The sequence below is a fragment of the Burkholderia sp. Bp9143 genome (genome assembly GCF_003853645.1).
GTDB lineage: Bacteria > Pseudomonadota > Gammaproteobacteria > Burkholderiales > Burkholderiaceae > Burkholderia.
The window spans coordinates 111,243-124,663 of sequence record NZ_QTPO01000007.1 but is presented as its reverse complement, the minus strand read 5'-3'; the positions used below and the strand labels follow the sequence as shown (position 1 = coordinate 124,663).

Here is a 13,421-nt window from a genome sequence, read left to right as displayed (position 1 = left end):
GTTCGTATCTCCTCTCAATACGGCCGGAAGCGCCGGCCGCGCGCCGCTGCGGGGGGTTATTGCCCGAGGTAGCGCTCCACGAGACGCGTCCAGAACGCCGCGCCGATCGGCAGGTTGCGATCGTTGAAGTCGTACTTCGGGTTGTGCACCATGCAGCCGTCCTCGCCTTCGCCGTTGCCGAGCCGCACGAACGAGCCGGGCCGCTGCTGCAGCATGAACGCGAAATCCTCGCTGCCCATCAGCAGGTCGGCCTGCTCGACGACGTGCGCGTCGCCGACCAGCTCGCGCGCGACCTGCGCGGCGAAATCCGTTTCGGCATCCGTATTGACGACGACCGGATAGCCTTCGATGTACTCGACGTGCGCGGTCGCACCATAGCTCGCGGCCTGCGACTCGGCGAGCTCGACGATGCGGCGCTTGAGCAGCGCGCGCACGTCGGGGCTGAACGACCGCACGCTGAGTTCGAGGCGCGCGCCGTTCGGGATCACGTTGTTCGCGGTGCCGGCGTGCATCGAGCCCACCGTGACGACCGCCGGCTGCGACGGATCGACGTTGCGCGCGACGATCGTCTGCAGCGCCATCACGATGCTCGCCGCGACGACCACCGGGTCGACCGTCAGGTGCGGCCGCGCCGCGTGGCCGCCGACGCCCTCGATCGAGATGATCGCCTTGTCGCCGGCCGACATGAACGGGCCGCGCCGCGTGAGGAACACGCCGGGCGCCGCGCCCGGATGGTTGTGCATGCCGAACACCGCATCGCACGGAAAGCGCTCGAACAGGCCATCGTCGATCATCTTCTTCGCGCCGCTGTCGACGCCGTGCTCTTCCGCCGGCTGGAAATACAGGTGCACGGTGCCGGAGAAGTTGCGCGTCTTCGCGAGGTGCTGGGCCGCGCCGAGCAGCATCGTCGTGTGGCCGTCGTGGCCGCATGCATGCATCTTGCCGTGCGTGCCGCTCGCATACGGCAGGCCGGTCGCCTCGAGGATCGGCAGCGCGTCCATGTCCGCGCGGATGCCGATGCTGCGCTTGCCGTCACCTACCCGCAGCGTGCCGACGACCCCTGTCTTGCCGACCCCGCGCGTCACCCGCCAGCCCCATTGCTCGAGCTTGTCCGCGACGAGCGCGGCCGTCTCGTGCTCCTCGTACGCGAGTTCGGGGTGGTGGTGAATGTGGTGGCGGATCTCGCGCAGCCCGCCGGCGGCGGGCATCAGATCCTCGATTTCGGTGAATCGGACGTCGGTGGTCATCAAGCGGCTCCTGCTGATCGTCAGCGTGTCAGCCGCACGCGGATGGTTGCGTGCGGGAAAGCGAGCCACTATAGCGAGCCGAAATCGGTTCAATAAGATGCGGAATTTTTCACCGCGATAAGGTTTATTAATCAGGGTTAATACGGGTAAAGGTCGACGGCGTGTAGCTTTCGATTAGATGCGGATACGACCTTCGGTCAGATGTGGATATCGTCACCTGGAGCATCGCTGGAACGCCCGCGGCATAAGGCGTATTCGCATCCAATCGGAAGTGGCATATGGAGCCCGCTCGGGAGGAACCGCACGTAGTCGCGCACACGTCAATGGCCGATTCGGGGTGCCCGGATGAAGGTATTTCGCAAGAACCCCAAGCGCCTCGAGGCAGGGTGAGGTGACGGATTGGCGTTCTTCCGCACCGATCAATGGCCGACAAGTGCGCGAGACGCTGGCCGCGCTGAGGCTGTATGGCCTACAGATCTGGTACGACAGAACCGGCTGGGGCCATCGCGGCTTCCATCATTTCCACACGAGGGTCTTCATCGGCTCGGGTTTTGCCTTCGGCTATCCCTATCCATTCGGCTACCCCGCCTACTATCCGCCCGAAGTGGTAGCAGTGCCTACCTCGCCGCCCGAGTATATCGAGTGCCGACGAGTCATCGCTGAAGGCAAGAGTGCGGCGGGCCAGCGCGCTTATCCGGGCTTCATCACGCACAGCACCGGTTGGCCACCAACAACTTTCAGTGGGAAGTACGACCGGTGTATAGCGGGGTCGACTGCGACGACATGCGCATTCGGCTCGAGGCGGCCCTCGCCGATTTTGGTGACAATTGAACCTTTGGCGCCAAACGTCGAACCGATGCCTGCTTCGCCGCAACATAGAGGGTGCCCATCGACGAATCGAACGCAAGTACATTGGGGGCGCTGCCGATATCGAACGATTGGACGGCGCGCTGTGCGCGCATATCAAAGACGAGAAGCTTGTCGTTGTCCTCGCACGCGATGACGGCGATACCGCGACACTAGTCCGCCGGACACTTGCAATTCGCGCTTGCAACGCTATTGCACAGGGCCGGGCAGGCTCCGGGGAGGCGGCGGTGGAACGTGGGCATTGGGCTGTCCAAACCGCGGCGCAGCGACCATATGGCCATAAATCGGCACACGGTGCCCCCGCGCATACATGCACTGCACGTAGGCCATATCGTAGCGGCGCTGCACGTCATGACCAGCGTATTGCGCGTTGCTGGCGCCAACTGCGGAGCCGGTTAGCAGCCCTACGCCCGCTCCCACTGCGGCGCCCGAACCACCGTTGAAGGCTGCGCCAGCCGCCGCGCCCACCGCGGTGCCGACCGCCGCGCTGCCTACCGCGCTTTGCGTGCTCGCCTGCGCCGCGCTGACGCCTCCAATTTGGCCGAGCGCATACTGGCGGCAGCCGGCGTCATCGACCCGAAACTGATCAAAGCTCTTGCCGGTACCGGGCAGCGCCATCACATCGGGACCCGTCGGCACGGCCGTACAGGCGGCAAGCATCAGCGCGGCCAGGGAAAGAAAGGATGGGGAAGCAAAGGCTTGCATGATCACACCTGACCCTTCGGCAGTCAGTCCTTGACCGGCGGCTGTGCCGGGACTTCGAGCCAGCCGCCCGGACACGCCTGGACATAAGGGTAATACCCTTCGGGCTGACTGCATCGATACCAGTAATTCTGCTGCGCCACGTCGTCGGCCTGCTCGACATACTCGGGCGGCGAGGTAGGCACTGCTACCACTTCGGGCGGATAGTAGGCGGGGTAGCCGAATGGATAGGGATAGCCGAAGGCAAAACCCGAGCCGATGAAGACCCTCGTGTGGGAATGATGGAAGCCGCGATGGCCCCCGTGGAAATGAGGATGATCGGCCAGCGCCGCACCGGTCCCCATGATTGCGGCCAGCACCAGTGCCAGCCGGCACAAGGTTCGCCCGTTCATAATTGCTGTCCTGATCCAAATCATGCCCGCCCCGCTCTCGAACCGGGCTATTTCCATTGAATACCAAACCGCGGCGGGACGCAGCGGGATGCGCGCACGATGAAACGCGGTGTTACTGCTGTTACTTCCAAGACGTGCCGGCAAGCGGATGTAATCTTTCCCAAACCCTTCGAGGGGTGCCGCGGCCGTGTCAGCGCGCCCTGACTGACGCGATCGCTTTGTAAGTAGTCGTCCTTATCACCTTGGACCGGATCCGCGTCAACAGACTTGACGTCTAATCGGTCATGCCGTCGCGGCAAGATCTCGGATCCCTCTATGGTTTGGCCGTCGGAATGCGACCAGCAGCGATAGGTCATACGCGATCTTCAGCGCACCGCATGCGACCAGCGGCGCACCGAGCCAGCCAAGACTGAACAGAGCGCCCGCCAGCGTCGGCGCGACCACTCGGCCGCGGTCACGCCGACGCTGGCGGGCGGCATTTCGAAGAGGCGGTGGGGTACAAGTCGGAGGCAGCGTTTCAGCGCGTGTTCATGATGCACACGGGCTTGAGCCCAGCGCGGTGGCGGGCTCAACGGGAGACGACGCCGGCGCGCGCCCAAACTGCCGGTGGTACGCCGCAGGACTCGTCATCGCCACACGCCGGGCAACTCGAGCGGCCCGTGAAAGTGATGATCAGAGGAGTAACGGGTTGGATCGACGAAGGGTTTGCGCTCGTCAAAGCAACGTCGACGGAATCTGCGGGTGCCTGGAATAAACGCTGTCGGCAATACGTTTACTCGTTGTATTCGACCACCCTCCGGCAGACTCCCATGGATGCTCGACTCCGCTCTCTCCCCCGCGCTGGCAGCGCGCTCTTGCTGGCTGCGTCTCTCGCACTGCTCGTCGCGTGCGGAGGCGACGGGGGCGGCGGCTCGGGCGCGGCGGCGCCGTCCGTCTCGATGTCGGGCACGGCCGCCACCGGCAGGGCGCTCGCAAATGCGACGATCAGCATCACTTGCGTACTGGGATCGTCGAGCACGACCACCGACGCGGGCGGCAACTACCACGCGACGCTCGGCGCGCGTTTGCCGTGCCTTATCACTGCCACCTCGGGCTCGACCGTGCTGCATTCGATCGCGTTCGCCGGCGGCACCTTCAACGTCACACCGGAAACGGATCTGCTGCTGGCGTACATGGCGGCGCAGCTCGGCACGACGGAAGGCAGCCTCATCGTGAGCTTCACTGCCAACGCACAGTTTCAGCTGGCGCTCGGGAACCCGATCGACGTGCTGAACGCGCAAACGGCCGTGGGCCAGGCGCTCGATCAGCGATTCGCGCTCACGCTCGCCGTGCCGAACTTCCTGACGACGCCGTTCGCCGTCGGACAGCCCGGCGTCGACACGGATCTCACGGCACTCGCGCACGCCGGCGCGATCGACTCGAACGGCGAGCCGGACCCTGTCGCCACCGCGCTCATGGCAACGGTGGGTGCCCAGCATCCCCTGCCCGTGCTCCCGGCCCCCCCGACAGGCGGCGGCCCCGGCGGCACCGGAACGGGAAGCGGCGGAGGGATGATGTAAATCCGGTGTCCCCCACGTTCGCACGTTCGCTTTGACAAACCGCTTCTGGCTGCGTCCGGACCGACGATGTGGTTGGGTCTGCTCACAGCCGTTTGACACAGGAATGCCAACGCCAGTAGACGTTGCGCAATTCAAAAGAAGGTCGTATCCGCATCTAATCGAAAGTGATACGGCGTGTGCTCGCCCGACTCGCCCGGCACACGAGCCCTTGATTTCCGAGACGAACGGTCTATTATTCGCCCATGGACGTTCGAACTGATCCGCCTCGCCGCCGCGGCAGGCCACCGAAGCAGCACGAAGACCTCGTCGCGACGCGTGACATGCTGTTGCGCACCGGGCTGGAATTGCTCACCGAAAAGGGTTTTTCCGCCACCGGGCTCGACGAGATCCTCGGTCGCGCCGGCGTGCCGAAGGGCTCGTTCTATCACTACTTCGACAACAAGGAAGCGTTCGGCCTCGAGCTGATCGATCGCTACGCCGAGTTCTTCGCGCGCAAGCTGGACCGCCATTTCAGCCAGACCGAACAGTCGCCGCTCGCGCGCGTGCGCGCGTTCGTCGACGATGCGCGCGACGGCATGGCCCGCTACGAATACGGCCGCGGCTGCCTGATCGGCAACCTCGGTCAGGAAATGGGCGCGCTGCCCGAAAGTTTCCGCGCGCGTCTGCGCGCGACGTTCGAGGACTGGCAGCGCCGTCTGGGCGACTGCCTGGTCGCCGCGCAGCAGGCCGGCGAACTGGCGGCCTCGGCCGACCCTGCCGAGCTGGCCGCGTTTTTCTGGATCGGCTGGGAAGGCGCCGTGCTGCGCGCGAAGCTCGAACGCAGCGACGTGCCGCTCGCGCTGTTCGCGCAGTTTTTCTTCAATGGATTGCCTCGCCGCTGAGTTTTTTTACCATTAACTAGACGATCGGTCTAGAAAGGAGGACGGATGTTCCAGGGCATCGTGATCGACAAGGACGAAACCGGCCAGCACGCGCGTCTGCAGACGCTGGACGACGCGCAACTGCCCCCGGGCAACGTGACGATCCGGGTCGGCTATTCGACATTGAACTACAAGGACGGGCTGGCGATCACCGGCAAGAGCCCCGTGGTCCGCAAGTTTCCGATGGTGCCGGGCATCGACCTCGTCGGCGAAGTCGAGCACAGCACGCATCCGGATTACCGCGCAGGCGATCGCGTCGTGCTCAACGGCTGGGGTGTCGGCGAGACGCACTGGGGCGGCCTGGCCCAGAAGGCGCGCGTCGACGGAGACTGGCTGGTGCCGCTGCCGTCCGCGTTTTCGCCGCAACAGGCGATGGCCATCGGCACGGCCGGCTACACCGCGATGCTGTGCGTGATGGCGCTGGAACGGCATGGCGTGCGCCCGGACGATGGCGAGATCGTGGTGACCGGCGCGGCAGGCGGCGTCGGCAGCGTCGCCACCGCCCTCCTCGCGCGGCTCGGGTATCGCGTCGTCGCCGTGACCGGCCGCCCGGCCGATGCCGACTACCTGCGGCAGCTCGGCGCGGCGGAGATCCTCGACCGGTCGCAATTCAGCGCACCCGGCAAGCCGCTCGGCAAGGAACGATGGGCCGGCGCGGTCGACGTCGCGGGCAGCCACGTGCTCGCCAACGTGTGCGCGACCACGCGCTACCGTGGCGTGGTGACGGCCTGCGGCCTGGCCGCCGGCATGGACTTCCCCGCCACCGTCGCGCCGTTCATCCTGCGGGGCGTGACACTCGTCGGCATCGACAGCGTGATGTGCCCGCACGCCGAGCGGCTGGAGGCATGGCGCCGGCTCGCTTCCGATCTCGATGTCGAGAAACTGGGCACCATCAGTCACCAGGTCGGCCTCGCGGACGTCATCCCGCTCGCCGAGGAACTGATCGGCGGCAAGGTGCGCGGCCGCATCGTCGTGGACGTCAACGCATGACGCCGGCAACGGCAACCCGTCGTTTGATACTCGGCCAGCGGCGCGCGCATCGCGTTCGCCCATGCCACTTGATCCAGGAGACCTCATGACCGCTGCAGACAACGCGCCCGTCAGCCGCTTTCCGGTGCCGACGCTCGAAGACCTGCCCGACGATATCCGCGAACGGATCGCGGCCGTCCAGGAAAAGTCAGGCTTCATCCCGAACGTATTCCTCACGCTCGCGCATCGCCCGGACGAGTTTCGCGCGTTCATGGCGTACCACGACGCGCTGATGGACAAGCCGGGCAACCTCACCAAGGCCGAACGGGAAATGATCGTCGTGGCCACCAGCGCCGTGAACCAGTGCCAGTACTGCGTCATCGCGCATGGCGCGATCCTGCGCATTCGCGCGAAGGATCCGCTGATCGCCGATCAGGTCGCGACCAACTACCGCAAGGCCGACATCACCGTCCGGCAGAAGGCGATGCTCGACTTCGCGATGAAGGTTTCGCAGACCGCGCACCAGGTGGGCGAAGCGGATTTCGACACGCTGAAGTCGCACGGCTTCACCGAAGAGGACGTCTGGGACATCGCATCGATCTCGGCGTTCTTCGGGATGTCGAATCGCATCGCGAACGTGACGAACATGCGGCCCAACGCGGAGTTCTACGCGCTGGGGCGTTGAGGGCAGCGCGGTCACGCAGGCGGCACGTGGCAGCGCTACCGGCGCCGGTGTGCGACACCCTCACCCGGCTCCGTCGCCGCCGCGGCCGCGACGTCGAAGCGCTTGCGCGATCGGCTGCTTGTTTTTCGCCGCCCACGGCTATCTGAAGCATCTGCTCGGATTTATCGGCCTGACCGACATCAGCGAGTTGCGCGTGGAAGGCGTTGCTCAGGGCGCCGACGCGGCGCGCGCGGCGATGGCGAAGGCCGGGCAGGCATTGCACGCACTCGTGGAACACGCTGCGTAAGACCAGAGCAGCGCCCGTCGATCGGGCGGGCGCTGCCGGCCACTACCGCAAGCAAACGCCGCCCCGGCCTGCCGCTCGACCTGCATCGCCGGCAAGCGGGTGACGGCCAGCGCTCACTTACACCTTCAACGCCTGCAACCCGTCCGGCAGCTTCGCATCCGGGAACATCGTGGACAGCGTCGCATTGCGCCACCGTGCCGCCTCTTCCGCACGCTGCGTTTCCGCCTGCTCGCACACGAACAGCGCATCGCCGCCGAGCAGCAGGCGCATCGGCACGTCGTCGCGACGCGACAGTTCGACGATCAGCGCCGCGATCCGTGCGGGATCGCCGACCTCGTGGCCGCCGTACGCGCCGAGCAATTCGAAAAACTTCCCGACCGACGGCTGATAGTCGGGCAGCAGGCCGTCGACGTCGCGCTTCGCCTGCGCGGCCCATTCGGTGCGCATCCCACCCGGCTCGAGCGTGCAGACGCGCACGCCGAACGGCGCGACTTCCTTCGACAGCACGTCGCTGAATCCGCCGACCGCCCATTTCGCGGTCTGGTACGCGGACAGGCCGGGCGTCGCCGTGCGCCCGCCGACCGACGACACCTGGAAGATGTGGCCCGCGCGCTGCGCGCGCATCGTCGGCAACACCGCGCGCGTCAGGTTGACCACGCCGAACAGGTTCGTTTCGATCTGGTCGCGGAAGTCGTCGGCGCCCATTTGCTCGAATGGCGCCGTATGGCCGTAGCCCGCGTTGTTCACCAGCACGTCGATGCGGCCGAACGCATCGCGGGCGGCCGCCACCGCGTGTGCGGCCGCCGCTTCGTCGGTCACATCGAGCTCGACCGGCAGCAAGCGGTCGCCGTACTGTTCTTCCAGATCCGCGAGCCGCGCGGGATCGCGCGCACCGGCTACCAGCCGGTCGCCCGCCGCCAGCACCGCTTCCGAGATGGCGCGCCCCAAGCCGCGTGCGGCCCCTGTCACCAACCAGACTTTCGACATTTTCCACTCCTCGACAAAGTTGAAACCACTAAAATGAATGATTACTCACTCATTAATATGGGCGATGAACCGATCGTTTTCACAGTTCGTCGCCCTGCCTGAAACCGCCTTCCATCGCCGCAGCGGCGCCCGAACCGAATGCGCCGCCGATCCAGCCGACTTCAGCTGTCCGTTATGCCGGCGCCCGCTCACACCGCGTGCAGCACGGCCCACAGCGCGCGAAACCCGGCTTCCCGGTACACATCGGCCTGTGCCGGATCGCGCGCGATCGACTCCATCGCCGTTTCCGCGATCGACGTGAACAGCGCGGCGCGGAACGCCTGTGCGTCGCCGGCCTCGAGCCCGCCCGCCGCCGCGACATGCTCCCGCAGCAGCGCATGCACCGCACCGAACCCTTCGGCGCCGGCCGCGCGATGCGCGTCGTCGATGCGGCCGCTCACGCAGAGTTGCTGCAGCGCGCGCCGTGCGTCCGGATTCGCCACGCCCCACGACACATAGCCGGTCCACGTATGCCGCATCGCCTGCTCGGCCGGCGCGTGCTCCGGAAACCCGGTCATCATTGCTTCGCGCATCCCGGCCTTCAGGCTCAGGTACAGCGCGTTCATCAATGCATCCTTGGTCTCGAAATAGGTGAACACCGTGCCTTCCGCGACGCCGGCAAGCCGCGCGATGCGCGCGGTGGTCGCGCCCGGGCCGTCCTCCGCGAGCGCGCGGGCCGCAGCGGCGAGGATGGCGTCGTGCTTGTCGGGACTGCGCGGTCGGGCCACGTTCGATTCCTTTAATGAGTGAGCGCTCAATCATAATCGTGCCGACGTGCGGAATGCAAGTCCTGTTACATACGGGGAACCCACACGCAATTGATCAAAAGCGTGCACTATTAGCGTTTTCACGTACTGGCGCGCCAACGCACCGGCGCCCGGCGCTTCGACGTTCGTTCCACGCTCACACCGCTTCAGACCGCGAACCACTCATGACGAATAAGCCCAACCAGACCGAAGCCGACCAGCCCGTCGACATGATCATCTTCGGCGGCGGCGGCGACCTGGCCGCCCGCAAGCTGTTGCCCGCGCTGTACATGGCGCACCTGCACTGCAACCTGCCGCCCGAGACGCGCATCATCGCGGTCGGCCGGCGCGACTGGGGCATCGACGGCTACCGCAAGTTCATGGACGAGCAGTCGCGCCCGTTCATCGACGAGAAGGCGTTCAACGCCGACGCTTGGGCGCGTTTCCTCGACCTGTTCAAGTACGTGCTGATCGACGTGAACGCGCCGGAAGACTATGCGCGGCTCGCCGAAGCGGCGCGCAGCGACGCCATCCGCGTGTTCTACCTGTCGACGTCGCCGGAGCTGTTCACGACGATCTGCGACAACCTGTCGGCCGCGCATCTCGTCGATGCGCGCTCGCGCGTCGTCCTCGAAAAGCCGCTCGGCCACGATCTCGCGTCGGCGAAGGCGATCAACGATGCGGTCGGCAAGCATTTCGCGGAATCGCAGATCTACCGGATCGACCATTACCTCGGCAAGGAGACCGTGCAGAACCTGATGGTGCTGCGCTTCGGCAACCCGATCTTCGGGCCGCTGTGGCAGGCACCGAGTATCCGCAGCGTGCAGATCACGGTGGCGGAGACGGTCGGCGTCGGCAGCCGCGCGGGCTTCTACGACCATACCGGCGCGCTGCGCGACATGGTGCAGAACCACCTGCTGCAACTGCTGTGCATCGTCGCGATGGAGCCGCCGGTGTCGCTCGACCCGGACGCGGTGCGCGACGAGAAGCTGAAGGTGCTGCGCTCGCTGCGCCCGATGGCGCTGTCGGACGTCGCGCGCGACACGGTGCGCGGCCAGTACACGGCCGGCGCGGTCGACGGCCAGCCGGTGAAGGGCTATCTCGAGGAAGACAACGTGCCGGCAGACAGCCACGCGGAAACCTTCGTCGCGCTGCGCACGTACATCAACAACTGGCGCTGGGCGAACGTGCCGTTCTTCCTGCGCACCGGCAAGCGGCTGCAGCGCCGCCAGTCGGAAATCGTGATCGAGTTCGCGGACATGCCGTTCTCGATCATCCCGAGCGGCCCGCGCCACTACAGCAACCGCCTCGTGATCCAGCTGCAGCCGGAAGAGTCGATCCAGCTGCAGATGCTCGCGAAGGAGCCGGGCAGCGGGATGAAGATGGTGCCCGTGAGCCTGAACCTCGACCTGCAGCAGGCGATTCCGGAACGACGCGCGGAAGCGTACGAACGGCTGCTGATCGACGTGATCCGCGGGCGCCTCACGCACTTCATGCGTCGCGACGAACTCGAATCCGCGTGGTCGTGGGTCGAGCCGATTCTCGACGGCTGGGAACAGCTCGGCGACCGCCCGCGCCTCTACACGGCCGGCACGTTCGGGCCGGCGGCATCGTCGGCGCTGCTGGCGCGTGACAACATGTCGTGGTCCGAAGAAGCGTAACCCCGGCACGCCGGCATGCCCGCGGCGCAAGCGCCGTGCGGCATGCCGGATCACACCGGGCGCCCGCCGCCGGGCGCCCGCCTCCCTTCCGGTACTCCACCGTTACAGCGGCCCCATCCACGCAGCCTTGCGCCGCGCCGGCGCGTCGTTGCCGCTCCCGCCGCCCAGCACCTCGATCATGTAATCGACGAACGACGCGATCCGCGACGAAATCGCGGTGTTCCGGTAATACACCGCGTTGATCTGCTGCTCGACGTCGAGCGTCTGCCGCGCGAGCACCTGCACGAGCCGGCCGGCCTCGCGATCCTGCGCGGTCATGAAATCCGACAGGCACACGATGCCCGCGCCCTCCAGCGCGAGCTGCCGCAGCGTCTCGCCGCTCGACGACCAGATGCCGGGCTCGATGCGGTTCGGCTCGCCGTCCGCGCCGAGGATCGGCCATACGTTCAGCGATTCGGGCTGCGTGAAGCCGAGCAGCGTGTGTTTGTCGAGATCCTCGACCTTGCGCGGCTGGCCGTGCGCCTCGAGGTACGCGGGGCTCGCGAGGATGCGCAGCCGGCTGTTGCCGATGCGCCGGCTGTGCAGCGTCGAATCCTTGAGCCGGCCGATCCGGATCGCGACGTCGGTGCGCCGTTCGAGCAGGTCGATGATCCCCTCGTTGCTGTTCAGTTCCAGTTCGACCTTCGGGAACCGTTCGCGGTAGCCGCGCACGAGCGGCACGATCACGTGCAGCATGAACGGCGTCGCGGCGTCGACGCGCAGCCGCCCCGACGGCATCTCGCGCCGCGCGAGCATCTGTTCCTCGGCGTTCTCGACCGATTCGATGATCGCGCGCGCGTCCTGCAGGAATGCGCGCCCTTCCTCGGTCAGTTCGAGCCGGCGCGTGGTCCGGCGCAGCAGCGTGGTCTTCAGCTTCTCCTCGAGCCGCGCGAGCGTGCGGCTCGTGGCCGACACGGTGAGGTCGAGCTGCTGCGCGGCAGCGGTGATCGAACCGGAGTCGACCACGGCGGCAAAGGCCTGGAGTTCGTCGAGCGTAATCTTCATTGCTGCATTCTTGATCTGAAATCAAAACAATTTGATTTATAGACGCGTTTTTCCGCAAAAGTAAAGTCGGCACACTGCGATCCATCCTTATCGGAACCTGGATCCCATCATGCCACTCGCCCTGCTTGCGCTGACCGTCAGCGCGTTCGCCATCGGCACGACCGAATTCGTGATCGTCGGGCTGATCCCGACGATCGGCGCCGATCTCGGCGTCAGCCTGCCGTCGGCCGGCCTGCTCGTCAGCCTCTACGCGCTGAGCGTCGCCATCGGCGCACCGCTCCTCACCGCGCTCACCGGCCGCGTGCCGCGCAAGACGCTGCTCGCCGCGCTGATGGCGCTGTTCACCGTCGGCAACCTCGTGGCCTGGCAGGCGCCGGGCTATGAATCGCTGATCGTCGCGCGCATCCTCACCGGCCTCGCGCACGGCGTGTTCTTCTCCGTCGGCTCGATCATCGCGACCACGCTCGTGCCGAAGGACAAGGCCGCCAGCGCGATCGCGACGATGTTCAGCGGAATGACCGTCGCATTCGTCGCCGGCATTCCGCTCGGCACCTTCATCGGCCAGCACTTCGGCTGGCGCGCGACGTTCCTGATCGTCGCGCTGTTCGGCCTCGTCGCCTTCCTCGGCGCGCTGGCGTTCGTGCCGCGCGGCCTCCCGCGGACGCCGCCGGCGCCGCTCGCCCGCCAGTTCCGCGTGCTCGCCCAGCCGCGCCTGCTGCTCGTCTATGCGATGACGGCGGTCGGCTACGGCGGCTCGCTGATCGCGTTCACCTACATGGCACCGCTGCTCGAACAGATCGCCGGCTTCACGCCGTCGCAGGTCAGTCTCGTGCTCGTCGGCTACGGCGTGTCGGTCGCGTTCGGCAACGTGTGGGGCGGCAAGCTCGCCGACAGCGTCGGCCCGGTCAAGGCGCTCAAGCGGATCTTCCTGCTGCTCGCGATCGTGCTGCTCGCGCTGACCTTCACGGTGCACGTGAAGTGGCTCGCGGTGCTGACGATGCTCGCATGGGGCGCCGTCGCATTCGGCAACGTGCCGGGCCTGCAGGTGTACGTCGTCAAGCAGGCACGCCACTTCGCGCCGGACGCCACCGACGTCGCGTCGGGCTTCAACATCGCCGCGTTCAACCTCGGCGTCGCCGGCGGCTCGTCGCTCGGCGGCCTGATCGTCGCGAACGCCGGCCTCGGCCATACGCCGTGGATCGCCGCCGTCGTCACGCTCGGCGCGTTCGCGCTGACCGCACTGAGCGGCCGCCTCGACCGCGGCCAGGGCCTGCCCGAACGTACGGCAGAACCCGTCGAACTCGCACATTGATCGTC

13 protein-coding genes and 1 pseudogene are annotated in these 13,421 nt (G+C 66.5%); 7 read left to right on the top strand and 7 right to left on the bottom strand.

Annotation, left to right across the window (positions count from 1 at the left end; all coding sequences use genetic code 11):
• Positions 1–56 precede the first annotated feature (56 nt).
• The 4 genes and pseudogenes from DIE23_RS07275 to DIE23_RS07260 form a co-directional block, all read right to left on the bottom strand.
• Positions 57–1,247, bottom strand: a complete 1,191-nt coding sequence (locus DIE23_RS07275; protein ID WP_124611483.1) for a M20 aminoacylase family protein — start codon at positions 1,245–1,247, stop codon at positions 57–59.
• Between the two features lie 690 nt (positions 1,248–1,937).
• Positions 1,938–2,257, bottom strand: a pseudogene (locus DIE23_RS40025) (hypothetical protein); the annotation flags it as partial.
• A 46-nt stretch (positions 2,258–2,303) separates the two neighbouring features.
• A complete protein-coding gene (locus DIE23_RS07265; protein WP_124611482.1) occupies positions 2,304–2,819 on the bottom strand; it encodes a YMGG-like glycine zipper-containing protein in 516 nt (171 codons plus the stop codon).
• Positions 2,820–2,842: 23 nt separating this feature from the next.
• Positions 2,843–3,208 carry a hypothetical protein gene (locus tag DIE23_RS07260; protein WP_124611481.1) on the bottom strand — a complete coding sequence of 122 codons (366 nt, stop codon included), beginning with the start codon at positions 3,206–3,208 and terminating at the stop codon, positions 2,843–2,845.
• 809 nt (positions 3,209–4,017) lie between these two features.
• Between DIE23_RS07260 and DIE23_RS07255 the strand changes: the two genes are divergently transcribed.
• The 5 genes from DIE23_RS07255 (at position 4,018) to DIE23_RS07235 (ending at position 7,627) form a co-directional block, all read left to right on the top strand.
• Entirely contained in the window at positions 4,018–4,767 is a 750-nt protein-coding gene (locus tag DIE23_RS07255; protein WP_124611557.1) for a hypothetical protein, read from the top strand.
• Positions 4,768–5,009: 242 nt separating this feature from the next.
• Complete coding sequence (locus DIE23_RS07250) at positions 5,010–5,648, top strand: TetR/AcrR family transcriptional regulator (protein ID WP_124611480.1); 639 nt, start codon at positions 5,010–5,012, stop codon at positions 5,646–5,648.
• A 45-nt stretch (positions 5,649–5,693) separates the two neighbouring features.
• Entirely contained in the window at positions 5,694–6,677 is a 984-nt protein-coding gene (locus DIE23_RS07245; RefSeq protein ID WP_124611479.1) for an MDR family oxidoreductase, read from the top strand.
• Positions 6,678–6,762: 85 nt separating this feature from the next.
• On the top strand, positions 6,763–7,341 hold the full coding sequence (locus tag DIE23_RS07240; RefSeq protein ID WP_124611478.1) for a peroxidase-related enzyme: 579 nt from the start codon (positions 6,763–6,765) through the stop codon (positions 7,339–7,341).
• Between the two features lie 118 nt (positions 7,342–7,459).
• On the top strand, positions 7,460–7,627 hold the full coding sequence (locus DIE23_RS07235; RefSeq protein ID WP_185646403.1) for a hypothetical protein: 168 nt from the start codon (positions 7,460–7,462) through the stop codon (positions 7,625–7,627).
• Between the two features lie 117 nt (positions 7,628–7,744).
• Here DIE23_RS07235 and DIE23_RS07230 read toward each other — a convergent pair whose 3' ends face one another.
• Both DIE23_RS07230 and DIE23_RS07225 read right to left on the bottom strand, forming a co-directional pair.
• A complete protein-coding gene (locus tag DIE23_RS07230) occupies positions 7,745–8,614 on the bottom strand; it encodes an SDR family NAD(P)-dependent oxidoreductase (protein ID WP_124611476.1) in 870 nt (289 codons plus the stop codon).
• A 188-nt stretch (positions 8,615–8,802) separates the two neighbouring features.
• Entirely contained in the window at positions 8,803–9,381 is a 579-nt protein-coding gene (locus DIE23_RS07225; RefSeq protein WP_124611475.1) for a TetR/AcrR family transcriptional regulator, read from the bottom strand.
• Positions 9,382–9,584: 203 nt separating this feature from the next.
• On the opposite strand from DIE23_RS07225, the gene zwf reads away from it, so the two are divergent.
• Positions 9,585–11,060, top strand: a complete 1,476-nt coding sequence (zwf, locus tag DIE23_RS07220; RefSeq protein WP_124611474.1) for a glucose-6-phosphate dehydrogenase — start codon at positions 9,585–9,587, stop codon at positions 11,058–11,060.
• 102 nt (positions 11,061–11,162) lie between these two features.
• Here the strand turns inward: zwf and DIE23_RS07215 are convergent, their stop codons facing one another.
• Positions 11,163–12,104, bottom strand: a complete 942-nt coding sequence (locus DIE23_RS07215; protein WP_124611473.1) for a LysR family transcriptional regulator — start codon at positions 12,102–12,104, stop codon at positions 11,163–11,165.
• Between the two features lie 109 nt (positions 12,105–12,213).
• On the opposite strand from DIE23_RS07215, the gene DIE23_RS07210 reads away from it, so the two are divergent.
• Positions 12,214–13,416: an MFS transporter gene (locus DIE23_RS07210; RefSeq protein ID WP_124611472.1), complete on the top strand. Its 1,203-nt coding sequence runs from the start codon at positions 12,214–12,216 to the stop codon at positions 13,414–13,416.
• Positions 13,417–13,421 lie beyond the last annotated feature (5 nt).